Below are 26,749 nucleotides of genomic sequence, written 5' to 3' on the forward strand. Positions count from 1 at the left end.
GCCCATTTTGCCTGAGGGGATGGGGGAGCCGTCAACGTGCGCGAAAGTCTCAGCGAGCTGGTCAGCGAAAATTCACGAAACTGGGCGAATACCCTCGTCCGGAGGATTGGCTCGAAAGTTCCGCCAGCGGCTGCCCGTCGGCCCCGGAACGCACTGCTGGTCCACCTGGACGGGGTGCCCAAGGCCCTCCTGGACGAGGCCATCGCGGCGGGCCGGATGCCCTTCGTTTCACAGTTGGTCCGCTCTGGCGCGTATCACCTGGAGAACGCCTTCTGGGGCGCGCCCACCTCCACGCCCTTCTTCCAGGCGGGGCTGCTCTACGGGCTGCAACACCCCAACCTGCCGGGCTACAGCTGGTACGACCGGGCGCTCGGCCGCAAGGTCCAGATGAACACCCCGGCCGACGCGATGGCCATTGATGCGCGCCTGCGCGGCCACGGCCGCACGAGCCTGTTGGATCACGGAGGGCACACCTACTTCTCGCTCTTCCACGCGGGCGCCATGAACCGCATGTGCATGAGCACGCTGTCGAGCTTCAAGCTGATGGCGCGCTCGTTCGCGTACGAGATGCAGGGTCTGGGGTCCGCGCGCACCAAGGGCGCATGGGACTTCCTGCGTTCCTTCGGCATGGAGTCCTGGCACGCCGTGCGCGAGGTGCGCCAGTGGGCGCGCGCCCTGAACGACTGGCGCCACGAGCAGGGTTTCCTCCTGAGCCGCATCCTCCTCCAGCGGTTGGGCTGGAGCTTCGCGTACACGAAGTCCCTGGTGGACATGGTGCGCGGCGTGCCGCTCATCTACCTGGTCTACGGCAACTACGACGAGGTGGCCCACCGCCGGGGCCCGCGCTCGGAGCTGGCGCTCCAGGAGCTGCACCGGGTGGACGCGTCGCTCGCGGAGCTGTTCGCCGTGGCCCGCGCCGCGCCGGAGCCCTACGACGTCATCCTCCTGTCCGACCACGGCCACGTGGACAGCCTGCCCCTGGAGCAGCGCCAGGGCCGGCGCCTGGAGGCCGTCCTCTTCGAAGGGGAAGTGCCGCCGCTGAAGGACGACGTGCGCCGGGGCCTGCTGGATGGCCGCTCGCCCCCTGCGCCGGACACCGCCGCGCGCGAGCCCTTCATCCCGGTGGTGGTGGAGGCCGGCAACTTCGCGCACGTGTACCTGAGCGGACGGCCCGTGCCGCTGGAGGCGCGCGAGCTCCTGGCGCTCCACCCGGAGGTGCTGGCCCGGGCGACGAGCAACCCGGACATCGGCATGGTGGCGATGCGCCGGGGCGCGGAGGCCGTCGTGGTGATGGGCGGAGGCGTCTACGGCCCGGCGGACCTGGACCGCGCGCCGCTCACCACCGAGTACAGCCGGCGCGCCGTGGCGGACTTCCTCCACGGACTGCCGCGCATGGACACCGCGGGCGACCTGGTCCTCTTCGGCGAGGCCGTCCAGAAGGGCGGCACGGTGGGCTTCGCCTGGGAGTTCGGCTCGCACGGCGGGCTCACCCGCGTGGAGTCCGACAGCCTGGTGATGTGGCCCGCCAACGGCCCGGTGGACCTGTCCGGCCTCAGCCATTGCGCGCGGCTGCACGAGCGGCTGGCGGAGGCCTACCTGGACACCGGCTCGCCGCGCATCCTGCATTGAACCCAACGAAGGGGAGGACCATGCGGCTTCCCAACGCCGGTGGACGCACGTGGCTCAAGGTGCTGGGCGGGGTGGTGGGACTTGTCCTGTCCGTGCTCCTGCTCTCCACCGCGTTCTTCAAGTGGAACCTGAGCGGGACCGGGGCCCTGCTGACGCCGCGCTTCCCGCTGGACAAGTTCGTGCGCGACCTGCCGGGGCACCTGGTCTGGCTGGTGCCGTTCATGCTGCTGCAGGCGTCGTTGGTGCCGCTGAGGGCGGTGCAGTGGCAGGCCACGCTGCGCAAGCCCATCCCGTTCAAGGACCGCTTCCAGATGGTCGGCATCGGCGTGTTCGTGCACAACGCGCTGCCGGGAAAGCTGGGGGAGGTGACGCGCTCCTTCCTGCTGTCGCGCACGCACAAGATTCCGTTCATCCGGAGCCTGGGCTCCGTGGGCGTGTGCAAGCTGATGGAGTTCGCGTGCCTGATGCTGCTGGTGGCCCTGTCCTTCCTGGGGCCCTTCGGCGAGACGATGGCCCACTTCCGCACGGAGCTGCACGTGGCGCTGTCGCTGTGCATCGGCCTGGTGGCCCTGGTGGTGCTGCTGGCCCACTGGGCGGCGCCGCTGGGCAGGTGGCTGCACCAGCGCCACACCATGCCCCGCGTGGACAGCTTCCTGAACCACGTGGGCGAGGGCCTGGGCACCGCGCGCTCCTTCAAGGGCATGGCGAAGGTGTTCTTCTTCTCCATCTTCCCGGTGTTCGCCTCCGCGCTGGCGTACGGCCTGGCGCTGCACGGCGTCCACATCCCGGGCGGCCTCTTCGCGGGCGCCGTGGTGCTGGGCGCCATCTCCCTGGGACAGTCGCTGCCGGGCGTCCCGGCGGGCATGGGCATCTACTACTTCGTCACGAGCTGGGCGGCGCGCGCGCTGGGCTCCAACCCGGAGGACGCGGCGGCCTTCGCCACGCTCACGCACCTGGGCACCGTCATCAGCCAGGTGGCCGTGGGCGCTTGGTCCGTGCACAAGTCCAAGCTGCGGATCCGCGACCTGCGCAAGGGCGGGCGGCTGGCCAACGCCGCCGCGCACCACGTGGCGCATGAAGCGGTGGAGCCCGCGCCGCCCTGAACGAAGAGAGCAGGCCAAAAACAAAAAGGGCCCCGACTTGTGGTCGGGGCCCTTCTTTTTACTTCATGCCCAGGAGAGGACTCGAACCTCCATGCCCTTGCAGGCGCTAGACCCTGAATCTAGTGTGTCTACCAATTCCACCACCTGGGCAGGTGGCTCGCGGTGCCTCGCGGCGCCGTGATGGGCGAGACGTATAGAGAACCTCCCCCGCCCGGTCAACACCCTTTTTCAACCCGCCTCGCGGCTACTTCTTCAGCGGCCAGCGGCCTTCGGACTCGAGCTTCCGGCGGATGACCGGGTTCTCGTCCATGAAGGCGACCAGGGACTCCTCGGTGATCTCCACCGTGACGTCCTCGGCGCCGACCTCCGTCTGGCAGGACAGGCGGGAGTACGGCCGGACGTCGAAGCCCATGTCCAGGCGGTCCATCTCGTCGTCCCGCTGCTCGCTCAGCGAGTCCAGGCCCTTGCGGACCCAGACGTGGCAGGTGGAGCACCCGCACACGCCGCCGCAGCTGTGGCCCACCTGGGCCTCGCCCTTCTCCGCGGCGTCCAGCAGGGTGGTGCCCGAGGGCACGTCCACGGCGACCTCCGCCAGGGGACTCTTGAAGGTGACCTTGGGCACGGCTCAGTACTCCTCCACGGAATGGCCGGACACCACCTGGGTGATGGCGCGGTTCATGACCCGTTCAATGAAGCCCCGGGACGCCTCGTCCAGCGCGTGCAGGGCCTCCTTCACGGCCAGGTAGTCCTTGCCGGCGGCGGCTTCGCGCACGCGGGCCATGGCGGCCTGGATGGCCTCCGACTCGCCGGGCTCCAGCAGGGACGCGTTCTCGCGCAGCTGGCGGTCGGCCTCGGAGAGGACGCGCTCGGCCTCCACCTGCTGCTCGCGCAACTGGCGGGCCTGGATGTCGTCCTCCGCGAAGTCGATGGAGTCGAGGAGCATCTTCTCGATCTCCTCTTCCGTCAGCCCGTGGCTGGGCTTCACGGTGATGGCCTGCGCGGCGCCGGTGGTCTGCTCCTTCGCGGTGACGGACAGGATGCCGTCCGCGTCCACCTGGAAGCGCACCTCCACGCGGGCCATGCCGGCCGCCATGGAGGGGATGCCGGAGAGCGTGAAGCGCGCGAGGCTGCGGTTGTCCTGCACCAGCTCCCGCTCGCCCTGCACCACGTGCACGTCCAGGCCGGTCTGGCCGTCCTTGAACGTGGTGAACACCTGCGCCGCCGCCGTGGGGATGGTGGAGTTGCGGGGGATGAGCTTCTCCGTGATGCCGCCCATCGTCTCCAGGCCCAGCGACAGGGGGATGACGTCCAGCAGCAGCACCTCGTCCTCACGGCCGGTGTCGGTGAGCAGGCTCGCCTGCACCGCCGCGCCCAGCGCCACGACCTGATCCGGATCGATGTCACCCAGGGGCTCGCGGCCGAACAGCTCCGCCACGAAGCGGCGCACCGCGGGCACGCGCGTGGAGCCGCCCACCAGGATGACGCCGTCCAGCTCACCCGCCGCCACGCCCGCGTCCTTCAGGGCCCGCCGGCACACCGCGCCCGTCTTCGCCACCAGGGGCTGGATCCACGCCTCGAAGTCCGCGCGGGACACCGGCTGGGAGTGACCCTCCACGCTGAGCGTGACCTCCGCCGCGTCGGTGAGCGCCTCCTTCGCCTTGCGAGCGGCGGCCATCAGCTCCGCCACCTGCGCGGGGGAGGGGGCCTGCACGCCGCGCTTCTGGAGCACGTGCTGCGCGATGGCGCGGTCGAAGTCGTCGCCGCCCAGGGCTGAATCACCGCCGGTGGACTTCACCTCGAAGACGCCGTCCTCCAGCTTGAGGATGGAGATGTCGAACGTGCCGCCGCCCAGGTCGTAGACGGCGAACATCCCCTGGCTGCCCTTGTCCAGGCCGTAGGCCAGCGCCGCGGCGGTGGGCTCGTTGAGCAGCCGCAGCACCTCCAGGCCCGCGAGCTTCCCTGCGTCGCGGGTGGCCTGGCGCTGGGCGTCGTCGAAGTACGCGGGCACGGTGATGACGGCCTGCTCCACCTTGCCGGAGAAGTGCGCCTCCGCGCGGCGCTTCAGCGTGCGCAGGATTTCGCCGGAGACTTCGATGGGCGTCACCGGCTGGCCGCCGGCCACGTTGAAGCGGACGACGTTGGCGCCGGGCGCGAAGTCGTAGTGGCCCAGCTTGCGCGTCTCCGGGTCGTCCGGGCTGCGGCCCATGAAGCGCTTCACCGACACGATGGTGTCCGTGGGGGCCTCGGCCGCGAGCTTCCGCGCGCGCACGCCCACCACCACGCCGCCGTCCTTACCGTAGTGCACGACGGAGGGCAGGAGCAGCGAGTCGCCCTCGTCCACGGGCACGCACCGGGGCTTGCCCTGCGTGACGGACGCCACCAGCGAGTGCGTGGTGCCCAGGTCGATGCCCACCACGTGGCCCTTCGGCTTGAGCGGGTCGTGGATCTGCAGATAGCCGTTGTTGCTCACGCGAGCACCTCCTCCTCGAACGCGTCCACCTGCTCGAGGAAGCGCGTGAAGTAGCGCACCCGCCCCAGCGCGTGCGACGCCTTTCTCACCCCGTCCGGCGAATCCCCCGCGCCCTCCAGCGTCCCGAGCGCCGCGACGGCCTCCTGGAGCGCCGCCGCCTTCCTGCCCGCCACGTCCTTCGCCATTCCTTGCGCCCTCGGCAGGTCCCTGGCCGCGATGGCTTCATCCAGCGCCTCGCGCAGCTCCATGACCTCCTCCAGGAACTCCAGGGGCATGTCCTTCTGGGCGCCCGCGTCCTCGCGGTCCAGGTCCACGCCGTGGAGCTTGAGCAGGTAGAAGGCGCGGCGCACCGGGTCCTTCAGCGTCTTGAAGGCCTCGTTGAGGGCGGTGGTGCCCTCCACGGCCGCCAGGCGCGCCTTCGCGTCACCGGGGCCGACGCGGTCCGGGTGCAACTGGAGCGACAGCTCCCGGTACTGCTTCTCCAGGGCCGGCACGTCCACGGCGTGGGAGCGGGGAAGCCCGAACACGTCGAAGTGGGTCCTCACGGTGCGCACATCCTCACGGGGGAAACGAAAAAGGGGCCCGGCACCGGGCCGGACCCCTGCTGCCCGCTCCCTGACCGACGGGGCGGGCGGGAAGGCCACTTCAGGCTCAGACGGAGAAGCTCTCTCCGCAGCCGCAGGCGGCCTTGACGTTGGGGTTGTTCAGCTTGAAGCCGGACGCCATCAGCGTCTGCTCGAACACCAGCTCCGTGCCGATGAGGTACAGGTAGCTCTTCGGGTCCACGAAGACGCGCACGCCGTCGCGCTCGAACACCTTGTCGCGCTCGCGGGACTTCTCCGACCACTCCATGGAGTACTGGAGACCGGAGCACCCGCCGCCCTTCACGGCGATGCGCAAGCCCGCGTCCGGCGTCTGCCGCTCCGCCAGCAACTGCTTGAGGCGCGCCACCGCGCTGTCCGCCAGGCCAATGCCCTTGGGGGCCGGCTTGGGGGGCGTCGTCTGAGGGGCCTGGGTCGGCTGGGCCTGCTCGTTCATGGGTCGTCCTCGGTTCCTGGAAGAAGTGCCGCGAGCTGTTTGACGCTACGCCTGCCGCGACGCGCGCTTCTTCTTGAAGTCTTCGATGGCCGCCTTGATGGCGTCCTCGGCCAGCACGGAGCAGTGGATCTTCACCGGGGGCAGCGCCAGCTCCCGGGCCACGTCCTTGTTGGAGATGGTCATGGCCTGATCCACGGTCTTGCCCTTCACCCACTCGGTCACGAGCGAGCTGGACGCGATGGCGGAGCCGCAGCCGAAGGTCTTGAACCGCGCGTCCTCGATGACGCCCGAGTCGCTGATCTTCAGCTGGAGCCGCATCACGTCGCCGCAGGCGGGGGCGCCCACGAGGCCGGTGCCGACGTTCGGGTCGTTCTTGTCGAGCGTCCCCACGTTGCGGGGGTTCTCGTAGTGCTCGATGACCTTCTCGCTGTAAGCCATGCGTCTCACGCTCCTTCTGCACAACGCTTGAAAGGATGCGCTCCGGGGGAATCCGATGCGCGGCCGGGCGGGCGGGGGCTCCCGTGCCCGGCGGGAAGTCTTGAGGGGAGGGGAGCGCCTAGTGCGCGGTCCACTCGATGCTCTTGAGGTCGATGCCTTCCTTGGCCATCTCGTACAGGGGGCTCATGTCTCGCAACTTGCGGACTTTGTCCACCACCAGCCGGATGACGAAGTCGACCTCCTCCTCCGTGTTGAAGCGGCCCAGGCCGAAGCGGATGGAGCTGTGCGCCATGTCCTCCTCGACGCCCAGGGCGCGCAGCACGTAGGAGGGCTCCAGCGACGCGCTGGTGCACGCGGAGCCGGACGACACCGCGACGTCCTTGATGGACATCATCAGGGCCTCGCCCTCCACGTAGGAGAAGGAGATGTTGAGGCTGCCCGGCATGCGGTGCTCCAGGCTGCCGTTCACCGTCACCATGTCCAGCTGCTCCATGATGCCGGTGCGCAGCCGCTCACGCAGGCGCAAGAGGCGCGCGGCTTCTTCAGGCAGGTCCAGCCGGGCCACCTCCGCCGCCGCGCCGAAGCCGACGATGGACGCCACGTTCAGGGTGCCGCTGCGCATGCCGCGCTCGTGGCCGCCGCCGTCCACCATGGGCGCGATGCGCACGCGCGGCTTGCGGCGCACGTAGAGCGCGCCCACGCCCTTGGGGCCGTACATCTTGTGCGCGCTGATGGAGGCCAGGTCGACGTTCATCTTCTCCACGTCGAAGGGCACCTTGCCCACGCCCTGCACCGCGTCGCAGTGGAAGAGCACGCCGCGCTCACGGCACAGCTTGCCAATCTCCGCCACCGGCTGGACCACGCCGATCTCGTTGTTGGCGAACATGATGGAGACGAGCACCGTCTTGGGCGTCATCGCCGCGGCCAGCTTCTCCAGGCTCACGCGGCCATCCTTCTCCACGTCCAGGTAGGTGACGCGCGCGCCGCCCGTGGGCATCTCCGCCCACTTCTTGTACGTCTCGTCGGCGTCCAGGTTGAACTTCGCCGCCAGCTCGGGGACCTCTTCCGGGGTGACGTCGCGCTCGGCCAGCTGGCCCAGGCGCAGGAGCTTGAGCTCGTCCAGCCGCTCCTGGCGCACGCGCTCCAGGCGCTTGCAGGTGTCCAGGACGGCCTTGTGCTCCGTCTTCAGGGTGATGATGTGGTCGCCCTTGGACTTGTAGAACTCGATGACGCCCTTGATGGCTAGGTTGTCGGACTCCGTCGCGCCGGAGGTGAAGACGATCTCCTTCTCCGACGCGCCGATGAGCTCCGCCACTTGCCGGCGCGCCTTCTCCACCGCGGCCTCGGCCTTCCAGCCGAACGCATGGTTGCGGCTGGCCGCGTTGCCGAAGTCCTCGCGGAGGTAGGGCAACATGGCTTCCAGCACCCGGGGGTCCATCGGGGTGGTCGCGTGGTTGTCCATGTAGATGGGCAGGCTCAGCATGAAGTCCTCGGAAGAAGTGACGCAGGAGGGTGGAACATCCCTCCGCTCCCCGGCGACGCGGTGGGTCCGCGCGCAGCGGCAGGGTCTACATGGGCCCACACGAATGTGGACCGGACTGGTCAATTATAAAATCGACCCCCCTCGGGTCAAGGGAACATAAGGCGCGAGGCCCCCTTCACCGACGCACCGGGTCGCGGGTGGGCCGGGCTGGTTCAACCCCTGTCCGGAGTGGAGCACTCCGGCCGCGCCGGGTTGGCGCGGGGTGATCCGAAACGGCGCTTCGCGCGCCCATAAGTGCCCGTTTCATGGCCCGGGAGGACATGGCCGGGCGCCTGCACTGGAGCGGACGCGGAGGGTGCCAAACATGAGCGCCAACGCGAAGTCGCAGGCCCGGAACAACGCCCAGGACATGCAGCAGGAGATGGGGCGGCCGTCGCTGATCCGCCTGGAGGGAGGCCTGGAGCGCTCCCGCTACTCGGACGGGTGGCGGGCGGGCAAGCCCGCGGAGGACCCGGACAAGGTGAAGAAGTGGGGCCTCATCACGGCGCGGCCCAGCGAGTTCCTCATCCACATGCGCCGCGGCCGCGTGCGCGAGGTGAGCGGCCAGGGCGCCAGCTGCTTCAAGCTGCCGGGGGACTCGGTGGCCATCGTGCCCACCAGCATCCAGCGGCTCCAGTTCACCGCAGATCAGGTGACCAGTGAGAAGGTGGGCGTCGCGGTGACGGGCCTGGCGGTGTACCGCATCGCGGATCCGCTGATTGCCTTCCGGATGCTCAACTTCAGCTACCCGGAGCGCGCGCAGGAGAAGCTGGCGGAGCTGCTCGGGGAGATGTTCGTGGGCGCGGCCCGGCGCCTGGTGGCGAACCTCTCCGTGGAGGAGTGCCTCACCCGCCGCAAGGAGGGCATCGCCGAGGAGCTGATGCGCGAGATCGCGCCCGTGCTCTCCGGGCGCGGCCGGCTGGAGGACCGCACGGACTCCGGCTGGGGCGTGCTGCTGGACACCATCGAGATTCAAGACGTGCGCGTGCTCTCCGGCGCCGTCTTCGAGCACATGCAGGCCCGCTTCCGCCGTGAACAGGAGCGGCAGGCGCGCGAGGCGGAGCTGGCCAAGGAGCGCTTCGTGCGGCGCGAGGAGACGGAGGCCGAGCGCGTGCTCAACCTCCAGAAGCTCGCCGCGAAGGAGGAGGTCCGTCAGCGCACGCAGGCCACGGAAGAGCAGGCCCGGCTGGAGCAGCTCGCGGTGGAGGCGCGGCTCGCACAGGCGAAGATGGAGCAGGTGCGCCAGCAGCAGGCGGAGCGCACGTCCGTGGAGCGCGAGGTGGCGCTCGCCAAGCTGACCGCGCAGGAGGAGGTCCGCACGCGCACGCAGGCCCTGAAGGAGCAGGCCCGCCTGGAGGCGCTGGCCACGGACGCGCGGCTGGAGGAGGCGCGGCTCACCAGCGAACGGCAGCTCGCGTACAACCGCGCCCAGGGCTCGCTGGAGCAGCTGCGCTGGGAGCAGGAGGCGGAGGCCGCCAAGGCGCAGGTGGAGCTGGAGCGCCTGCGCCGCCAGCAGGAGGCGGAGGCCGCGCGTCACGACGTGCAGCTCGCCGAGGCCCGGCAGGAGGCCGAGCAACTGTCCGCCCGGCTCCAGGTGCTGCTGGCGAAGCAGTCCATCGCGGAGGCGGAGGCCGGCATCGCGGAGCTGGAGCTGCGGCGCACCCGCGCCCATCAGGGGCTGGAGATGGAGCGCGCCAAGGCGCTGCGCGACATCGAGAACTCGGTGAGCGCGGAAGTCATCCAGCTGACGTTGGCCCAGCAGCTGCCGCAGGTGGCGGCGGCCTTCCAGCAGCGGATGGGCGAGGTGCACGTGACGGCGGTGGATGGAGCGAACCCCTTTGGCTACATCGCCGCCGCCGTGGAGGGCGTGATGGGGCTGGCGCGCTCCGCGGGCCTGAAGGTGCCTGCCTCCCCGGCGCAGCAGTAGCCGCGTCCGCTGCCTCCGCGTATAGAAAGGGCCTCGGACACGCGGAGGCGGAAGGCACGCATGGACACGAAGAAGCTGACGCTGGCGGCGGTGGTGGCGGGAGTGGCGGTGGCGGTGGTGCCATGGCTCCTGCCCGCCGGCCCGAGCGCGGGGCTGGACGCGGCCCAATTCCTGGAGAGCGGCAGCCTCGCGTGGGGCGCGCTGGTGGTGTTCGCCGGCGGCCTGCTCACCGCGATGACGCCGTGCGTGTACCCGCTCATCCCCATCACCGTGTCGGTGTTCGGCGCACGGAAGGCGGAAGGGCGGGGCCGCTCACTGGCGCTGACGTCGGCGTACATCGTGGGCATGGGCGTGGTGTTCAGCGCGCTGGGCATCCTGGCGGCGAAGACGGGCCAGGCCTTCGGCTCCATGCTGGGCAGCCCCGCGGTGGTGATGGGGCTGGCGCTGTTCCTGCTGCTCTTGGCCTCGTCCATGTTCGGCGCGTTCGAGCTGGCGCTGCCGTCGTCCCTGCAGACGAAGCTCAGCAACGTGGGCGGCGCGGGCCTGGCGGGCGCGTTCGTGATGGGCAGCGTGTCCGGGTTCCTGGCGGCGCCGTGCACGGGGCCGGTGCTCACGGGCCTGCTGGCCTTCGTGGCGAAGTCCGCCAACACGACGCTGGGCGCGACGCTGCTGTTCATCTACGCGCTGGGCATCGGCGTGCCGTTCTTCCTCATCGGCGTGTTCACCGTGCGCCTGCCGCGCGGCGGCGTGTGGATGGAGTGGGTGAAGAGCGTGCTGGGCATCATGCTGGTGGCGCTCGCGTTCTCGTACCTGAAGGACGCCTTCCCCTGGGCGCGCGACACCGTGAAGGCGCTGGGCGCCGAGGTGGGCCAGGTGCCCGGCGCGGTGATTGCCGCGGTACTGGTGACAGTGGGCGTGCTCGTGGGCGCGGTGCACCGCTCGTTCAAGGAGGGCGCGCGCGACTTCGGCTTCAAGGCGCTGGGCGTGGTGCTGGTGGTGGGCGCGCTGGTGGTGCGCGGCGGCGCGCTGGACGCGCGGCCCACGGGTGAGCTCTGGGTGCGCATGGGCCTCCAGGAGCGTCCGGTGGCGCCGTCCTGGCAGTGGCACCACGTGATGCCGGCGAAGACGGCCACGTTCGACGCGAGCCAGTTCGAGCAGGTGCTCGCGGCGGCGAAGCAGGAGGGCCGCCCGGTGCTCATCGACTTCTTCGCGGACTGGTGCGCGGCCTGCAAGGAGCTGGACCGGCTGACCTACCCGTCCACGGAGGTCATCTCCCAGGCCCAGGACAGCCGCTTCCTCACCATCAAGATCGACGCGACCAACAGCGAGGACCACCTGGACGCGCTGATGGAGAAGCTGGGCGTGGAGGGCCTGCCCACGGTGGCCTTCGTGAACCCGGACGGCACCGTGCTGACCAGGCCGCGCGTGACGGGCTTCCTGGAGCCCGTGCCCTTCGCGGCGGAGATGCAGAAGGTCGTCCTCCAGTAGGCCGCTAGAGGTAGTTCTCCCAGCCCAGCCGGCCCCGGCTCGCGAGCACGCGCTCGATCATCAGCTCGTGCAGGGTGAGGAGCGGCTTCGCGAGCTCCTCGCCCTCCAGCCGCGCGAGCGCTCCAGCCATGGCCTCCAGCGTGGACATCCCGTCCGGGTGCGGCGGCTTGCGCAGCCGGCGCGTGTCCGGCGCGGGCGGCGGCAGCCTCAGGCCCGGCAGCCGGCGCAGGGCGGGGACGCGCTGCACCATGCGCCGCGCCTGCGCCCAGCTCCCGTCGATGACGACCAGCCGCTTCGGAGGAGGCCCCTCCGCCTCCGGCGCGTCGGGGAACAGGAGCCACGTGTCCGGCGTCTCCAGCACCGACGGGTCGAACGGTGCCCCGGGCGCGCCATAGGAGACGATGTGGCAGCGGGGCAGGGCGAGCGCCGCGATGCGCGCCGTGTTGGTGCTCTTCTGCGACTCCTTGTTGTGCCGGATGATCAGCAGCTCCGTGCGCGTGGGGATGACGGGCACCTCCGCGCACAGGCACAGGGCCGTGGGCAGGTAGCACCGCTCACAGCGGCCGGACAGGTCCTCCGGGGTGCTGGACCTCATTTCGCCGCGGTGCGGTAGCGCTCCATCAGGGCCCGCGCCTCGCGCAGCTTCTCCTCGACGAAACGGTCATCCGCGTCCGGCTCGTATTCGGCGTCCGGAGGGTCCAACTGGAAGAGGGCGGACAGGCTCGCGGGGGCGACCTCCAACCACTCGGACGTGCGGGTGAGCGCGGCCTGCCGGCGCCCGGCGAAGGTCTCCGGCCCGTCCTCCGGGCCGCAGCGACAGATGCGCGCGGAGTCCCCGGACACGTCCACGTAGAGCCCCAGCACCTCCGCGTCCACCTCCGCCGCCAGGGCGCAGGTGGCCTCGCTGACGTAGGCCGCCATGGCCTGCGCCGCGGAGCGCTCCGTCAGCGAACGCACCAGGTAGACCTGCCACCCGGCCTCCGTGAGGGCCCCGGCCTCGCTCAGCGGGGCCAGCTCCGCCGGGGGCGCCTGGATGCGCGACAACAGCCGGCGCACGGGGACCTCCAGGCGCTCCAGCCGGGCGTTGGACGCGGGGCAGAAGAAGACCACGCGGTACTCTCGGCTGTCGGCGGCGGTTTCCATGGGCATACGGCGGTGCCCCAAGAGGACCAAAGGACTCCCCAGGCACGCAAGGGGGGAGTTTCGCTCCGGGACGCTTCCCCGGGCTCCCGGGAGGCTGCCCGGGCCCGGAACGCGCCCCGCGGGTTCACGAAAACGCTCCAGGCGCCTCCATCCGCTGGGGCATGCTGCGCCCCATTTATTCGCGCTTTTTCCACGCTGGCGGGGCGCACGCCACCCGGAGGCAAGACACACCCATGGAGAGACATTGAGCCGGGGAGTGCCTGGATGTCTGTCTATTCCATGCAAGGAATTGGCGTCTGCTTGAAGTGTTCCAGCGGCACTGGCCGCCATGACGCCGGATGAAGCGCGACACCGTGTGTCGCATCCGGGAGTGAAAAAGAATCCGACCCTCGGCGTTTTCTGGAGGGAAGGGAGGCGGTCGCATGGTGCCAGGGAGGGAGGAGCCGCCAGTCCGGGAGGGCTCTGGAGGGGAGTTCGCCGCGTTCGCGATCCGCCATCAGCCGGTGCTGGTCGCCATCGCGCGCAACGTCTGCGGCAAGAGTGCCAGTGATTGCGACGACCTGGTGCAGGACGTGCTCTTGCGCGCGCTCCTTCAGTGGGAGCGGCTCAAGCGGTGGCCGGAGCCCGCGCGCCGCGCGTGGCTGGTGCGCGTGCTGCACAACCGGTTCCTGGACCAGTGCCGCCGGCAGGGCGCGGAGACGGACCGCCGGGTGGACCTGCACAACGTGCACATGCTCTTCGAGGACCCGGAGGACACGCCGGAGCCCGAGCAGTGGGAATACGTCACGGAGGACGAGCTGCGCCAGGCCGTGGCGAGGCTCAACGAGAAGCTGCGCCAGGCGTTCGAACTGCATGCGCGGGGCCTTCGCCACGCGGAGATCGCCCGGCGGATGAACACCCCCAGCGCGGGAACGGTGGGCACGTGGCTCTTCCACGCCCGCCGCCGCCTCAAGGCCATGCTCCACGACACCGCGGAACGCCGCCGCCAGGAGAGGGAACGATGAGCACCGCGTGTGAGGACCTCCAGCCCTTCCTGGACGGAGCGCTGTCCGCCGAGGACCAGCGCCGCATCCGGGGCCACCTGGCCCATTGCGACGTCTGCGCCCGGCGCTTCCACGACCTCTTGCAGCTGGAGATGCTCGCGAGGCTCGCGCTGGAGGACGCGGCGGAGAGCGAGCGCTGGGTGTCCGCCCGTCAGGCCCGTGACACGGTGCCCGGCTCCTGGGACGACGACGTGCCGGAGCACTGGCCCGGGGACGTGCTCCCCACGGAGGCGCCGCCGCCCCCAGAGCGCGAGGGCCGCGCGTGGCACCAGGGCGCCCGCCGCTTCCGCCGCCGCTGTCCGGGGTGCGCCAACTGCTGCCCGTGGTTCTCGCGGACCGAGGCCGTGGAGGCCGTCAGCGCGCCACGCCTCCCGTGTCCGCGCTCCAGCCGCTCCGGTGGGACGCTGCTGCGGCCCCGCTCGCGGCGCTGAAGGGGCTCGGGCCGCCTGCTCCTCCCTGGGGAGCAGGCGGGCGGGCCAGCGCCAGAACGCTGTCAGCGGAATCCACCAAGGATTGCTTCCGCTCGCGTTTCGCAAGGGACGGGAGGCGGCCGCGTGACTCGGGGCCCTGACGCTTGATGGATCTCTGGTGCAAGAAGCTCTACCGGTTCCTGGATGGGGAGCTGGAGTCGGGGGACGAGGAGCATTTCCGGCTCCATCTGGCCCTCTGCCGCGCGTGCGCCAGCGGGCTGCATGATGCCATGCAGCTGGAGATGCTCAGCGTCCAGGCCCTGTGTGGAGCGGTGGCCCACAACGACGCCCCACCCCCGCCATCCGCCGTCCGCGAACCGTTCCGCTTCACCCTCCCGCGTGGCCGCTGGCTTCAGGCGCTGGGGGCGCTGCTGGCCATGGGGCTGGGGGCGCTCGCCGCGTTCGTGACGGGGGACGGCTTCCGCACCGGGGACGCATGGCGGGCGGATGCGTCCGCGCGGGAGCTGGAGGCGCGCATCGCGTACCCGGCCGCGGACCGCTACCTCCCCTACGTCCCCGTCCGGACGGGCGCGGGGGACCTGGCGGCGATCGCGGCCGAGCCTCCCGTTCCGCTGCGGACCCTGGCCGCGCTGGAGGACCGGGGGGACCTGCACGGCATCGCGGCGGCGTACCTCGTGCGTGGCGAACTGCGTCAGGCGGCGGACTTCCTGTCGCGCACCGCGCCCTCGCTGGACCGGGACAGCGACCGGGCCGTGGTGGCGATGGAGGCGGGGAACCTGCGGGGGGCGTTGGACCTGCTCGAAGGCGTGCTGCGTCAGGCGCCGGACCATCCCCAGGCGCTGTGGAACCGGGCGCTGGTGCTCCGGGCCATGGGGCTGCCGCTCCAGGCGGCGGAGGCCTTCGAGGCGGTGGCCCGCCGCGGCGAGCCCGGGTGGAGCGAAGAGGCCGGCATCCGCGCCCGCGCGCTGCGGCAGGGGGGACATTTCCTGAAATAAATGAGGCAGGAACGACCCAAGGATTTTCGCGGTCGGCGTCTATTTATTGGGACGCGGCTTTGGCGGCGGCGTGGATGGACCGGAGACACCGCACCCCGGGGGGACGCGATGTACCGCATCGAAGCGTGGAGCCAGGGGGATGGTGCGCTCTGGGCACCCGGTTCCAACGGGGGCGCGGGTGTGCGGCCGGACGACGAGGCCCGGGAGTCCAAGGGATACCGGGTCGACGAATCTGAAGGGGACGGGGAAGAGGCCTCCCGGAACGAGGGGGAGGAAGCGCTCTTCGAGTTCGATGAAAGCGCCCTGTGGGATGGGGTCGCCAGCTACTGACGTGACGGCGCGCGCGGTTGGATGTCCGCGCTCCACGCGGCCTTCGGGGGAGGGCCGCCGCTTCCAGTGGATCCGCCGGCCGTGAGGCCTGACGGGTTCCAGGTGTCCCGGACCGGGGGGGACGGGACCCGGAAGCGTGAAGGAGCGAGGCCATCCGAGCGGGTGAGCAGGTGGGATGCGCCCCAGGCCCTCCGCGCCCGGAACCCATGAGGTTCCGGGGCGGGGGGCTTCGGTTTTCGGGCACGCTACGCTGCCGCACCTTCTTCCCGACCCGGAGTTCCCGACATGAAGCGTTGGCGCAGCGTCCTTCTGCCCGCCCTGAGCCTGGGCTGCCTGGTGGCGTGTGCCACCGCCCCGGTGCGTGACACCGCCGTCTCCACCTCCTCGCCCGTGCCTCCGCCTTCCCAGGAGCGGGCCCTGCGCGAGTCCTGGCTCAAGGAGCGGCACGGCCTGCTGCTGGACATGATGCGCCGGAACAACGTGGGCATGTGGATCGTGGTCAACGAGGAGTTCCACGATGATCCGCTGACGGCCTGGGTCGCGCCGCCCCTGCCGTACGCGGGCAACCGCGACGTGTTCGTCTTCGTGGACGCGGGCGACGCGGGGCTCCAGAAGGTGGCCTTGACGGGCTACGCCACGGAGGCCGTGACGCGCTTCTTCACGTCGCCCGCGGTGGAGCGCAAGCAGGAGGAGGCGCTCGCGGAGCTGGATGCGCGCTACCACCCGCGCACCATCGCGGTGGCCATGGACGGCCGGCGCGGCGTGACGCGCAGCCTCACGCATGACAGCTACAAGTGGCTGGTGACGGCGCTGGGCCCGTCCGCGGAGGCGCGCTTCGTGAGCGCGGGGCCGCTCATTGAAGAATACCTGGACACGCGGCTGCCCGGTGAGTTCGCGCCCTACCGCGACCTGGTGGCGCTGACCGAGTCGCTGGTGAAGCGGGCGCTCTCCAACGAGGTGGTGGTGCCCGGCAAGACGACGGTGGGGGACGTGCGCCGCTGGCTCTACGACGCGCTGTTCGAGGCGCGCGTGGGCACGTGGTTCCAGCCGGACCTGCGCGTGCAGCGCCAGGGCATGAAGGACGGCTTCTCCCGGGGCTTCCTGGCGGTGGCGGACGAGGCGGTGGTCATCCAGCGCGGGGACCTGCTGCACGTGGACTTCGGCGTCACGGCGCTGGGCCTCAACACGGACTGGCAGAAGATGGCGTACGTGCTGAAGGACGGGGAGCAGGACGCGCCCGAAGGGCTGAAGCGCGCGCTGGCGAACACGCAGGCGCTGCAGGACGCGCTGATGCTGCGCGCGTCGCGGCCGGGCCGCTCGTCGGCGGACGTCTACGACGCGACGATGGCGGAGATGAAGGAGCGCGGCATCGAGGCCAAGGTCTACAGCCATCCGCTGGGCGCGCAGGGCCACGCGCTGGGCGCGTCCATCGACTTCCGCGCGGCGTCGCGCAAGGAAGCGCCCCGGCTGTTGCGCAAGGGCTCGTACCTCGCGGTCGAGCTCAGCACCACCACCCCCGTGCCAGAGTGGGACGGGCAGCAGGTGGCGGTGATGCAGGAAGATCCGGCGTACCTGACGGACGAAGGCTGGCGGTTCTTCGTGCCGCGCCAGGACGCCTTCTATCTCATCCACTGATGACACGAAGGGAGCGGACGTGATGCGCGTGGGCAGGCCATGGACGACGTTCGGTGGGGAGGGCCGCGCACGAGTCGCGCGGCTCGCCTTGGGATTGGGATTGGGGCTGACGGGGTGTAGCGCCGCCAGCGGGGACGAAGCCCCCGCGGCACAGGAGCGCCCGCTGGTCGCGGACGCATCCCTCCGGCCGCCGCGCGCGGTGGACAGCCTGCTCAGCCTCTTCGACCAGACGGCCTCCGTGGTGGAGGGAGAAGTGCTGGACGTCCGCTCCGAGTTCTCACCGCGCACGGGTCCATGGACGGTGGTGACGCTGGGCAACGTGCGCGCGCATCTGGGCGCGGCGCCTCGGGAGCTGCGTCTGAAGCAGGCCGGAGGATTGCTGCCGGATGGACGCCAGCTCGTGGTGAGCCACGTGCCCCGCTTCGTCCGGGGCGCGCGCTATGTGGTGTTCCTGCGCAACACCGGGTGGAGCCTGTCGCCGGTGCTGGACGAACACGCGTTCCGCGTGGAGTCGGTGGGAGGCCGCGAGGTGCTGGTGGGGGCCGAGGGCGGGCTCGTGTCCGGCCTGGGTTCGGAAGGCGTTCGGCAGACCGCGCCGGTGTTCGAGACGGTGGACCTGATGGGTGCGCGTCCGACGATGCGCGCGGAGGCCCGGGGGATTCCCGAGGCAATGGACCGGGAGGCCTTCCTCTCGCTGCTCCAGAACCACCTGCGCGCGCGAGGGCTCAGCGTGACGGGGGCGTTCCGCGAGGAGCCCGTCACCAACGCGTCGTCCCTGTCCGTGCCGGTGACGCCCGCCGTGGCGAACCCGGCGGCGCCGCGTGCCGTTCCCCTCCAGCCCGAGCGGGACATCCCGCCCGGCCAGCCGTGATGAGGTCCGCCATGAAGACAACGACATTCCTGGGCGCCGTCGCGGCGCTGGTGCTGGGCGGCACGGAGGCGGCAGCCGCCGCCTGGGACACGTGCAACGGGACGCCGGTGAAGTGGTACAGCGGGCCGGTCGTGTACCGGAACCGGTGCAGCATCCCGGACTCCGGCAACGTCAACACGGCGTACTGGAACGGCCTGCGGCAGTGGGACGACCTGTCGCACATCGTCAGTGGCTTCAACGTGAACGCGGCGACGGACTGCTCGTTGGATCACAGCGACGGGCAGAACGAGATCGGCCTGTGTGACCGGGCGGCCATCGACGGGAACAACGGCGTGACGTACTCCACGGTGGGGCTGTGCTTCATCGGGAGCAACGGCATCGACGAGGCGGACATCTGCATCGCCAGCGACCTGGACTTCACGCCGCGCATCGGCAGCGCGTTCGGCACGTCGGGCCGCAGCACGTTCGTGCACGAGGCGGGGCACTTCTTCGGCTTCAAGCACGAGGGAGGGCACAGCATCCTGCGCACCTCGCCGCCGCACCTGGTGACGGGAGGCTATGAGTCCTCCACGCTGTGGCCCACGAACGCGCAGGGGATGAACACGTTGTACGGCTATTCGGTGACGAAGCCGAACCTGCTGCCGTCGTCGATGGGCGTGGTGGGGGACGTGGCGCAGACGTTGGATCCCTCGGGCACCGTGACGGTGTGCCGGGGCACGGCGCAGAGTGTGAAGTTCTACGTGGGCAACATGGGCAACGCGGCCGTGTCGTCCTACACGATGCGCGTGCGCATGAGTCCGACGGCGCCGCCGAATGGCTACAGCGAGTCGACCACCGTGGTGGCCACGTTCAACCATGCGCTGGGAGCGTTCTCGGAGGGCACGTACTCGCTGGGCTTCACGGTACCGGCGTCGCTGCCCTTCAACACGTACTACGTCTACCTGGACATGGATCCGGCGGGCGTGGTGGACGAGTTGAAGGAGAACGACAACACCACCGTCAGCGCGATGACCCTACGGGTGGGCTGCTGACCATGCGATACGGCGCCCTGATGGCCGCACTGCTCCTGGGCGCCTGCGCGAGGCCGAAGGAGGAGCCGACGGTGTCGCGAGGAGCGCTCAAGGGCGCTCCCGCGGAGGCCTCCTCCTCTGGAGGCTCCGAGCGTCCGCAGCCACGAGGCGCGGCCACTGCACGCACGGACAAGGGCACCTATTCGGCCCCGTCCGTGCGGTTCATCACCGACTTCCGGGGCAGTCCGCCCGAGCCTCGGATGCTGGTCATGCTGAGTGCGCAGTCGGAAGACGGAGGGACCTGGCGCTTCCGCATGCCGGTGGACGCAGAGTTCGTGAAGTCGAAACACGCCACCGCGCGGATCATCCCGCAGACGGTGCTGGGTCCAGGGCTGGCGGTGGTGGACTACCAACTGGCCCAGGGCCCCGAGATGGCGCTCGACGAAGGCACCCTGGAACTGACCGTCACTGGAAACCAGGCGAAGGGCGAGGTGCGAGCGAAGGACGGACGCGTGCGTGCGACGTTCGAAGGGCCGCTCACCGTCGAATGCACGGTACCGCCCGCGTGGCTGCGTGGATCGAACGCGCCAATCCCGACCTCTCCGGACGACGGGACAGTCCGGGTGCCCGACGACGCACTGGCCACACCGCAATGCCGGTCCATGGCGGACGCCTTCCGCTGAGGCCGTGCCGACCCCAGGCCCCGGCCACCCAAGCCGCACCTCCCAGGCCGATGCCATCCCAACTGGTCCGACAGTCGGACCAGTTCCTCCGGCTCGCTGAAACGACCGCCCGGCCGATGCCATGCCAACTGGTCCAACAGTCGGACCAGTTCCTGGCCTCGCTGGAACGAGCGCCCCGGCCCGCGCGGTCCCAACTGGTCCGACAATCGGACCAGTTCCTCTGCCTTGGTGAAACGAGCGCCCCGGCCGACAGGGGTCCAACTGGTCCGACAGTTGGACCAGTTCCTTGGCTTCGCTGAAACGACCGCCCGGCCGATGCCATCCCAACTGGTCCGACAGTCGGACCGGTTCCTCAGCCTGGTGCCGGTTCCTCAGCCTGGTGGGAGACGAGAGCGCGGCCGGCGGGGTTGTAACTGGTCCAACAGTCGGACCAGTTCCTCTGCCTGACGGGAACCGAGCCTCCGGGCCGACGCGGCCCAACTGGTCCGACAGTCGGACCAGTTCATTGGCTTCGCTGGAACGACAGCCCAGCCGACGCGGGCCCCAACTGGTCCGACAGTCGGACCAGTTCCTTGGTCTCGTTGAACGGGTGCCCCGGCCAGCGCGGTCCCAACTGGTCCGGCAGTCGGACAGGTTTCCGCCGCTTGGCGCCTGGGTGGACCGGATGCCCATGGCAGGGGACCAACCTGTCGGACATGTTTCCGCTGCTCGGAGTGGACCGACGCCCCCTACCAGGGCCGTTGTCCAAACCTGTCCGACTGTCGGACAGGTTCGTGCGGTGAGCCCCGGAGGGGGAGCCATCGCGGGATTCTCACCTTCTCATCCCTTAGGCCCGCGAGGGTGTCACTCCGCGTCGCGACCGCTCACGTCCGCCCATGCCAGGCCGAAGCGGGCCAGGTACTTCCGGAGCCGGTCCGCGTCGTTGACGCTCTTCTTCTGCGCACGCGACTGCGCGAACAGCGTCCGGCCCGCATCCGACAACGAGCGCGCGGCGCGGCACACCGTCACCACGTCCGCGAGCTGCACCCGATCGAACCGGTCCAGCTCCGCCGCGCGCTCAGGGCCCATCACCTCCACCAGCACGTCTTCATCCGTTGACACCACCGCCGCGCCCGCGGGCCGCCACTGTGTCCGCAGCCGCTCCAGCTCTTCGTCCACCACCTCGCGGGTCATCCGTCCGCCCGCCGCCAGCGTGGACATGCGCAGCACCGCCGCGTTGAGGTCGCGGAAGTTGCCGCTCCACCGGGCCTCCGGCGACGTGGCGAAGCGCAGGAAGTACTCCTGGGCCTCCTTGCTCATCGTCACGCGTGTGCCCAGCGCCTGTGAGGCCTGATCCAGCTCGTATTGCAGGTTGGGCGCGATGTCCTCCGGACGCTCGCGCAGCGCGGGCAGTCTGAAGGTCCACAGGTTGATGCGCGCGAGCAGGTCCTCGCGGAACCGTCCCCGCTCCACGTCCAGTTGGAGGTCGCGGTTCGTCCCCGCGATGAGCTGGAAGTCGCTCTCCGCCTCCTTGTCCGCGCCCACCGGCAGGAACCGCTTGTCCTCCAGCGCGCGCAGCAACATGGCCTGCTCGTCCGCGCCCAGTTCTCCAATCTCATCGAGGAACAGCACGCCGCCGTTCGCCTGCCGCATCAATCCGGGCCGGTCACCCACCGCGCCCGTGAACGCTCCCTTCACGTGGCCGAAGAGTGTGGACATGGCCCCGTCGCCTCGCAGCGTGGCGCAGTTCAGGTCCACGAACGGCCCCGCCACCTGGTTGCGCGCCTTCTTCAACGCGTAGATGCGCTTCGCGAGCTGCGACTTGCCCGCGCCCGTGGGACCCGTCAGCAAGAGCGGCGCCCGGGACTGCACCGCCACCTGCTCAATCCGCTCGATGATCCGGTTGAACGCCGCGTTGCGCGTGTCGATGCCGGACTTGAGGAACGACAGGCCCTCGCGCTGCTGCTGCCGGAAGCGCGCCGCCAGCGTGTCGTACTTCGACAGGTCCAGGTCGATGATGGCGTGCGAGCCCACCGCCGCGTGTTCCTTCCCCTTTCCCGGAGACGTCTGCACCAGCCGGCCCGGAATCAGCCGGCTCTCCACCAGCAGGAACATGCAGATCTGCGCGATGTGCGTGCCCGTGGTGATGTGCACCAGGTAGTCCTCGTCCTCTGGATGGAAGGACTGCGCGCGCACGTGGTCCAGGAGCGCGCCATACGTCTCCTCCAGGTTCCACGGGTCCCGGATGGGCAGCGACGTCAGCCGCACCTCCGTCTCCGGAGACACCTGCGCGATGTCCTCCTGGATGACCGCTGCCAGCGCCGTCCCATGGGGCGGGTAGAGCAGCTCCAGCCGGTGCACCAGCAGGTCCTCCTGCTGACATAGCGACACCGTGGGCCGCCACCGCGTCCAGCGCTGTGACCCCATCCCCGTGTCCAGCGTCGTCCCCAGCATCCCGATGACGACCGTGCGCCGTGTCTTCGCCTTTTGAGCCATCAGGATAGGTATTTATCCCATGGGATATGGATTTCCAGCCCACCTCAGGGACTTCCCTCGGGAGCGGCGTTGGCACGCCGGCTGCTCTAGCTCCCCTGCGTGACCGGGACACAGCGCCCGGTCGAACGACCGAAAGGTGCAGAGCCATGGACCGCGTGAACACGAACTACGAGGTGCTGTCGGACGAAGCGGGCCGCCCCATCAAGGCGTGGACGGTGGGCGTGCCCTTCGAGGACGAGGCGAAGAAGCAGCTTCGCAACCTCCGCGGGCTGCCCTTCATCCACAAGTGGGTCGCGGTGATGCCGGACGTGCACCGCGGTTATGGCGCGACGGTCGGGAGCGTGGTGCCCACGGTGGGCGCGGTGGTGCCGGCGGCGGTGGGCGTGGACATCGGATGCGGGATGATCGCCGTGCGCACGACGCTGCGCGCGGATCAGCTGCCGGACTCGCTGCGCGGGGTGCGCTCGGCCATCGAGGCGGCGGTGCCGCACGGCCGGACGGACAACGGCGGCCGCAATGACCGTGGCGCCTGGAAGGACTCGCCCGTGACGCATACCGCGGCCTGGGCCCGCCTGGCGGAGGGGTACGCCCGCATCGTCGCGAAGCACCCGCGCATCGGCCGTGGGCCGGAGCTGGCGCACCTGGGAACGCTGGGAACGGGTAACCACTTCATCGAGCTGTGCGTCGATGAGTCGGATGGCGTGTGGCTGATGCTGCACTCGGGGTCGCGCGGCGTGGGTAACCGCATCGGAAGCCACTTCATCGAGCTGGCGAAGCAGGACATGGAGCGCTTCTTCATCCACCTGCCGGACGCGGACCTGGCGTACCTGCCGGAGGGGACCGAGCACTTCGACGACTACGTGTTCGCGGTGAGCTGGGCGCAGGACTTCGCGGCGATGAACCGCGAGCTCATGCTGCACTCGGCGGTGGAGGCCCTGAAGGCGAGCGGTGAGCTGCCGCCGTTCGAGCTGTCCGAGTCCGCGGTGAACTGCCACCACAACTACATCTCGCGCGAGCACCACTTCGGAAAGAACTGCTTCGTGACCCGCAAGGGCGCGGTGCGGGCGCGCGAGGGCGACATGGGAATCATCCCCGGCAGCATGGGGGCCCGTTCCTACATCGTCCGCGGGAAGGGAAACGCGGATGCCTTCCACTCGTGCAGCCACGGCGCGGGCCGGGTGATGTCGCGCGAAGCGGCGAAGAAGCGCTTCACGCTGGAGGACCACGCGAAGGCGACCGCGGGCGTCGAGTGCCGCAAGGACGTGGACGTGATTGACGAGACGCCGGCCGCGTACAAGCCCATCGACGCCGTGATGGCCGCGCAGGCGGACCTGGTGGAGGTCGTCCACACGCTCAAGCAGGTCGTGTGCGTGAAGGGATAGCCGCAGCGTCAACTCCACCCGCCGCCCCGCGGAGGTGCACATGCCGGGATGAAGCCACCGAGGCGCCCGTTCCCCCGAAGAGGTCCGCGCAAGCGGCCGTTAAGGTGGGGGAGCGGGCGCCGCTATTTTTTGTAATCAGGGATGGGATGCTGCATCCGTCCGCGAGCGCGCAAAGGAGCACCACGCACATGGTTCGCATCGATGGTTCACAGGGGGAGGGTGGCGGCCAGGTGCTGCGCACCGCGCTGGCGCTGTCGCTGGTGACGGGCACGCCGTTCGAGATGGTCAACGTGCGCGCGGGCCGCGCCAAGCCGGGGCTCCTGCGCCAGCACCTCACCGCGCTCAAGGCCGCGGAGGCCGTAGGGGCCGCGGAGGTGGCGGGCGCGGAGCTGGGCTCCAAGCAGTTGTCCTTCCACCCGCGCGCGCTGACGGCGGGCAACTACCACTTCGCGGTGGGCACTGCGGGCAGCGCGACGCTGGTGTTCCAGACGGTGCTGCCCGCGCTGCTGCACGCGGAAGGCGCCTCCACGCTGACGCTGGAGGGCGGAACGCACAATCCGGCGGCGCCGCCGTTCGACTTCCTGGAGAAGACGTACCTGCCGCTCCTGCGCCGCATGGGTCCGCGCGTGGACGTGACGCTGGAGCGTCCCGGCTTCTATCCGGCCGGCGGGGGCCGCTTCCGCGTGGACATCCATCCCGCGAAGCTCCAGCCGCTCCAGTTGATGGAGCGCGGCCGGGTGCTGCGCACGGAGGCCGTGGCCCAGGTGGCGGCCATCCCCTTCGACGTGGCGAAGCGCGAGCTGGACGCCGTGGCCTCCGTGCTGAAGCTGCGGCCGGATCAGCAGCGGCCGGAGGAACTCAAGCGCGGCTTCGGTCCGGGCAACGTGCTGCGCGTCGAGGTGGAGAGCGAGCACGTGACGGAGGTCTTCACCGGCTTCGGCGAGCGTGGCAAGCGCGCGGAGGTCGTCGGCGAGGAGGTGGCCACGAAGGTGAAGCGCTACCTGGACGCCGGCGTGCCCGTGGGCGAGCACCTGTGTGATCAGCTCCTGCTGCTGTGCGCCCTGGCGAAGGGCGGGAACTTCCGCACGCTGGCGCTGGACAGCCACGCGCTCACGCAGCGCGAGACGATGGCGCACTTCCTCGACGTGAAGGTGGACGTGCGGGAAGTGGAGCGCGACGTGCACGAAGTGACCGTGCGCGCCTGACACGGGGAAGGGCCCGTCCGGCCGCATGCCTTGCGGACGGACGAGACCCCCGCTCCAGCGGGAGGCAACCCCTGACGTTACCTCGCATCCTTCCTACGTTGTGACCCGTGGGGGAGGCTGCGCGTGGCTGAAGTTCCTGAAGTGGAGATCATCGTTCGTGACCTGAAGCAGGCCGTAGTGGGCCGCCGCTTCGTGGACGCGGAGGTGCTGGTGCCCTCGGCGGTGCGCTTCGCCTCGCCGCCGGACTTCATCCAGAACCTCAAGGGCCGCAAGGTGCTTGGGGCGGAGCGGCGCGCGAAGTTCATGCTGCTCGCGCTGGATGACGGACAGACGCTCGCGCTGCACTTCATGCTGTGGGGGGAGCTGCAACTGCGGCCCTCCGGCAGTGAGCGGCCTCCCGAGACGCTCGTGGTCCTCACGCTGGAGGGCAACGAGGAGCTCCAGCTCACCGACACGCTGGGCTACGCGCGCGTGGCGTTGGGGCCCACGGCGGTGCTGGCCGCGCAGCTCAAGCTGGAGGAGCTGGGGCCGGAGGCGCTGGATGAAGCGTTCACGCCGGAGGTGCTGGCGAAGCTGCTCAGGCGCAGACGCAGCGCGCTCAAGACGGTGCTCCTGAACCAGCGCGTGCTCGCGGGGCTGGGCAACCGCGACGCGGACGAGAGCATGTGGGCCGCGGGCATCGATCCACGTCGCCTGGCGTCGTCGCTGTCTCCCGCGGAGCTCGTCCGGTTGCACCAGGGCATCCGCGACGTGCTGGAGGAGGGCTTGAGGCTGCGCGGCACGCAGCGGGACCTGTTCGGCGTGCAGGGGCAGGCGAAGCACCGGCGCAACATCTTCGGCAAGACGGGGGCGCCCTGTCCCCGCTGCGCCACGCCCGTGTCGCACCTGCGCATCGGGGGCCGCAACACGCACTGGTGCTCGCACTGCCAGCCCGCGGACGGCGCCGCGCCCGAGGCTCCGGCGCAGACGTCACTGCTCTGACAAGGCCCCCGGGTGGCTGGTATGAACGGGAGCGTGTCCGACGTTCCCGCCCCCTCGCCCCTGGCCCTCGAAGAAGCGCTCAACCTCGCGAGCGCCGAGCACCAGCTCCCCAGCTACTACCAGTCCAGCGTGCGCCCGCTCCTGCGCGACCCGGAAGGGCGCTGGCCGCACTGCTGCGGCGGAGGCTGCGAGCCGTGCGCCCAGACGCTCATCCGCGTCGCGCTGCGCACCCTCGAACTCATGGGCACGCCGCGCCAGAGCCCGCCGCCCGAGTTCTAGAGCCGTCTAGAACAGCCGCGTCCCCAGGCCCACGCGCCCGGTGAGGCCCAACCGCGTGTGGCCCGCGCCCGCGCGCTCCTGGAACGTCTCCACGCCCACCTGTCCCGCCGCGAGCAGCGACAGGTTGCCGCCCAGGTAGACTTCCACGCCCAGGCCCCCCAGCGCCTGGAAGCGCCGCTGCTTGTCGCCGTTGAGCCCCAGGTCGATGGGCAGGTCCACCAGCCCCAGCAGCGCCACGGTGTCCGCCACCCGGTAGCCCGCCACCATCCCCGGCAGGATGCGCACCAGCACGCCCGAGAAGTTGTCGTCGTCCATGTACGTGGCGCCGGAGTTGAGCACCAGGCCCAGGCCCAGCGTCGGCGCCAGCGAGAACGATCCGCTGCGCACCACCTCCCTGCGGCCCACGAGCTCCAGCGACGCGCCCAGCTTGAACCAGTCGAAGCGCGCCCGCGCCTCCACCTCCAGCGCGCCCAGCCCCTGCCGGAACCCGAGGCCCACCTCCGGCGCGCCCGTGTAGCCATAGAGCGCCGTCGCCCCCGCGGGCAGCACCACCGGCGCCACCACGGAGCCCAGCGGGTCCTCCTGCGAAAGGGACACTTCGGCGTCCTGGGCCAGGGCCAGGGCGGGCACGACGAGGAGGGCAAGCAGGGGTCCGAGGCGCGTCATGGGCG

General features: G+C 70.4%; 26 protein-coding genes and 1 tRNA gene. 16 read left to right on the top strand and 11 right to left on the bottom strand.

The features are described from left to right. Positions 1–36 precede the first annotated feature (36 nt). On the top strand, positions 37–1,629 hold the full coding sequence (locus JYK02_RS06565) for an alkaline phosphatase family protein (RefSeq protein ID WP_207049725.1): 1,593 nt from the start codon (positions 37–39) through the stop codon (positions 1,627–1,629). A 20-nt stretch (positions 1,630–1,649) separates the two neighbouring features. After that, a complete protein-coding gene (locus JYK02_RS06570; protein ID WP_207049727.1) occupies positions 1,650–2,732 on the top strand; it encodes a lysylphosphatidylglycerol synthase transmembrane domain-containing protein in 1,083 nt (360 codons plus the stop codon). Between the two features lie 66 nt (positions 2,733–2,798). Here the strand turns inward: JYK02_RS06570 and JYK02_RS06575 are convergent. The 7 genes from JYK02_RS06575 to JYK02_RS06605 form a co-directional block, all read right to left on the bottom strand. Next, positions 2,799–2,882, bottom strand: a tRNA-Leu gene (locus JYK02_RS06575). Positions 2,883–2,976: 94 nt separating this feature from the next. Then, complete coding sequence (locus JYK02_RS06580) at positions 2,977–3,354, bottom strand: 2Fe-2S iron-sulfur cluster-binding protein (protein WP_207049729.1); 378 nt, start codon at positions 3,352–3,354, stop codon at positions 2,977–2,979. Between the two features lie 3 nt (positions 3,355–3,357). Then, the gene (hscA, locus tag JYK02_RS06585) at positions 3,358–5,202 is read right to left on the bottom strand and encodes a Fe-S protein assembly chaperone HscA (RefSeq protein WP_207049731.1); all 1,845 of its coding nucleotides are present in this window, start codon (positions 5,200–5,202) and stop codon (positions 3,358–3,360) included. Further along, on the bottom strand, positions 5,199–5,747 hold the full coding sequence (gene hscB, locus JYK02_RS06590; protein ID WP_207049733.1) for a Fe-S protein assembly co-chaperone HscB: 549 nt from the start codon (positions 5,745–5,747) through the stop codon (positions 5,199–5,201). Before hscB ends, hscA begins: the two co-directional genes overlap by 4 nt. Before the next feature lie 106 nt (positions 5,748–5,853). After that, positions 5,854–6,240, bottom strand: a complete 387-nt coding sequence (locus JYK02_RS06595) for a HesB/IscA family protein (RefSeq protein ID WP_207049734.1) — start codon at positions 6,238–6,240, stop codon at positions 5,854–5,856. A 45-nt stretch (positions 6,241–6,285) separates the two neighbouring features. After that, positions 6,286–6,678, bottom strand: a complete 393-nt coding sequence (gene iscU / locus JYK02_RS06600; protein WP_120553652.1) for a Fe-S cluster assembly scaffold IscU — start codon at positions 6,676–6,678, stop codon at positions 6,286–6,288. 118 nt (positions 6,679–6,796) lie between these two features. Further along, positions 6,797–8,158, bottom strand: coding sequence for an IscS subfamily cysteine desulfurase (locus JYK02_RS06605; protein ID WP_242588540.1), 1,362 nt, complete (start codon positions 8,156–8,158; stop codon positions 6,797–6,799). Positions 8,159–8,525: 367 nt separating this feature from the next. Between JYK02_RS06605 and JYK02_RS06610 the strand changes: the two genes are divergently transcribed. Together JYK02_RS06610 and JYK02_RS06615 are read left to right on the top strand one after the other, a co-directional pair. Continuing rightward, entirely contained in the window at positions 8,526–10,127 is a 1,602-nt protein-coding gene (locus JYK02_RS06610) for an SPFH domain-containing protein (protein ID WP_207049745.1), read from the top strand. 60 nt (positions 10,128–10,187) lie between these two features. Further along, positions 10,188–11,615 carry a protein-disulfide reductase DsbD family protein gene (locus JYK02_RS06615; RefSeq protein WP_207049753.1) on the top strand — a complete coding sequence of 476 codons (1,428 nt, stop codon included), beginning with the start codon at positions 10,188–10,190 and terminating at the stop codon, positions 11,613–11,615. A 4-nt stretch (positions 11,616–11,619) separates the two neighbouring features. Here JYK02_RS06615 and JYK02_RS06620 read toward each other — a convergent pair whose 3' ends face one another. Together JYK02_RS06620 and JYK02_RS06625 are read right to left on the bottom strand one after the other, a co-directional pair. Beyond that, positions 11,620–12,210 (bottom strand): tRNA-uridine aminocarboxypropyltransferase, encoded by a 591-nt coding sequence (locus JYK02_RS06620; protein WP_207049754.1) that lies wholly within the window; start codon positions 12,208–12,210, stop codon positions 11,620–11,622. Further along, positions 12,207–12,758 carry a hypothetical protein gene (locus JYK02_RS06625; RefSeq protein WP_014395291.1) on the bottom strand — a complete coding sequence of 184 codons (552 nt, stop codon included), beginning with the start codon at positions 12,756–12,758 and terminating at the stop codon, positions 12,207–12,209. Before JYK02_RS06625 ends, JYK02_RS06620 begins: the two co-directional genes overlap by 4 nt. Before the next feature lie 422 nt (positions 12,759–13,180). Between JYK02_RS06625 and JYK02_RS06630 the strand changes: the two genes are divergently transcribed. From JYK02_RS06630 to JYK02_RS06665, 8 genes are all read left to right on the top strand, one after another. Then, complete coding sequence (locus tag JYK02_RS06630; RefSeq protein ID WP_207049756.1) at positions 13,181–13,762, top strand: RNA polymerase sigma factor; 582 nt, start codon at positions 13,181–13,183, stop codon at positions 13,760–13,762. Next, entirely contained in the window at positions 13,759–14,232 is a 474-nt protein-coding gene (locus tag JYK02_RS06635; RefSeq protein ID WP_207049758.1) for an anti-sigma factor family protein, read from the top strand. Before JYK02_RS06630 ends, JYK02_RS06635 begins: the two co-directional genes overlap by 4 nt. A 146-nt stretch (positions 14,233–14,378) precedes the next feature. Then, entirely contained in the window at positions 14,379–15,227 is an 849-nt protein-coding gene (locus tag JYK02_RS06640; protein ID WP_207049760.1) for a zf-HC2 domain-containing protein, read from the top strand. A gap of 108 nt (positions 15,228–15,335) precedes the next feature. Continuing rightward, the gene (locus tag JYK02_RS06645) at positions 15,336–15,557 is read left to right on the top strand and encodes a hypothetical protein (RefSeq protein WP_207049768.1); all 222 of its coding nucleotides are present in this window, start codon (positions 15,336–15,338) and stop codon (positions 15,555–15,557) included. Positions 15,558–15,842: 285 nt separating this feature from the next. After that, positions 15,843–17,192 carry a M24 family metallopeptidase gene (locus tag JYK02_RS06650; protein ID WP_207049770.1) on the top strand — a complete coding sequence of 450 codons (1,350 nt, stop codon included), beginning with the start codon at positions 15,843–15,845 and terminating at the stop codon, positions 17,190–17,192. Between the two features lie 22 nt (positions 17,193–17,214). Next, positions 17,215–18,063, top strand: a complete 849-nt coding sequence (locus JYK02_RS06655) for a hypothetical protein (protein WP_207049772.1) — start codon at positions 17,215–17,217, stop codon at positions 18,061–18,063. Between the two features lie 11 nt (positions 18,064–18,074). Then, positions 18,075–19,094, top strand: coding sequence for a hypothetical protein (locus tag JYK02_RS06660; RefSeq protein WP_207049773.1), 1,020 nt, complete (start codon positions 18,075–18,077; stop codon positions 19,092–19,094). Between the two features lie 2 nt (positions 19,095–19,096). After that, complete coding sequence (locus JYK02_RS06665; protein WP_207049776.1) at positions 19,097–19,756, top strand: hypothetical protein; 660 nt, start codon at positions 19,097–19,099, stop codon at positions 19,754–19,756. Positions 19,757–20,599: 843 nt separating this feature from the next. Here JYK02_RS06665 and rtcR read toward each other — a convergent pair. After that, positions 20,600–22,231 carry an RNA repair transcriptional activator RtcR gene (gene rtcR, locus JYK02_RS06670; RefSeq protein ID WP_207049784.1) on the bottom strand — a complete coding sequence of 544 codons (1,632 nt, stop codon included), beginning with the start codon at positions 22,229–22,231 and terminating at the stop codon, positions 20,600–20,602. A 146-nt stretch (positions 22,232–22,377) separates the two neighbouring features. Here rtcR and JYK02_RS06675 point away from each other — a divergent pair, with 146 nt between their 5' ends. The 4 genes from JYK02_RS06675 to JYK02_RS06690 all read left to right on the top strand — a co-directional run bounded on the left by JYK02_RS06675 (position 22,378) and on the right by JYK02_RS06690 (position 26,078). Continuing rightward, complete coding sequence (locus JYK02_RS06675) at positions 22,378–23,613, top strand: RtcB family protein (RefSeq protein ID WP_207049786.1); 1,236 nt, start codon at positions 22,378–22,380, stop codon at positions 23,611–23,613. Between the two features lie 188 nt (positions 23,614–23,801). Then, positions 23,802–24,818, top strand: a complete 1,017-nt coding sequence (rtcA, locus tag JYK02_RS06680) for an RNA 3'-terminal phosphate cyclase (protein WP_207049787.1) — start codon at positions 23,802–23,804, stop codon at positions 24,816–24,818. Positions 24,819–24,941: 123 nt separating this feature from the next. After that, positions 24,942–25,799, top strand: coding sequence for a DNA-formamidopyrimidine glycosylase (gene mutM / locus JYK02_RS06685; protein WP_207049798.1), 858 nt, complete (start codon positions 24,942–24,944; stop codon positions 25,797–25,799). A 21-nt stretch (positions 25,800–25,820) separates the two neighbouring features. Next, positions 25,821–26,078 carry a hypothetical protein gene (locus JYK02_RS06690; protein ID WP_207049800.1) on the top strand — a complete coding sequence of 86 codons (258 nt, stop codon included), beginning with the start codon at positions 25,821–25,823 and terminating at the stop codon, positions 26,076–26,078. A 6-nt stretch (positions 26,079–26,084) separates the two neighbouring features. On the opposite strand, the gene JYK02_RS06695 is transcribed toward JYK02_RS06690, so the two are convergent. Then, positions 26,085–26,744: a hypothetical protein gene (locus JYK02_RS06695; protein WP_207049802.1), complete on the bottom strand. Its 660-nt coding sequence runs from the start codon at positions 26,742–26,744 to the stop codon at positions 26,085–26,087. Between the last annotated feature and the right edge of the window lie 5 nt (positions 26,745–26,749).

The organism is Corallococcus macrosporus (assembly GCF_017302985.1).
GTDB lineage: Bacteria > Myxococcota > Myxococcia > Myxococcales > Myxococcaceae > Corallococcus > Corallococcus macrosporus_A.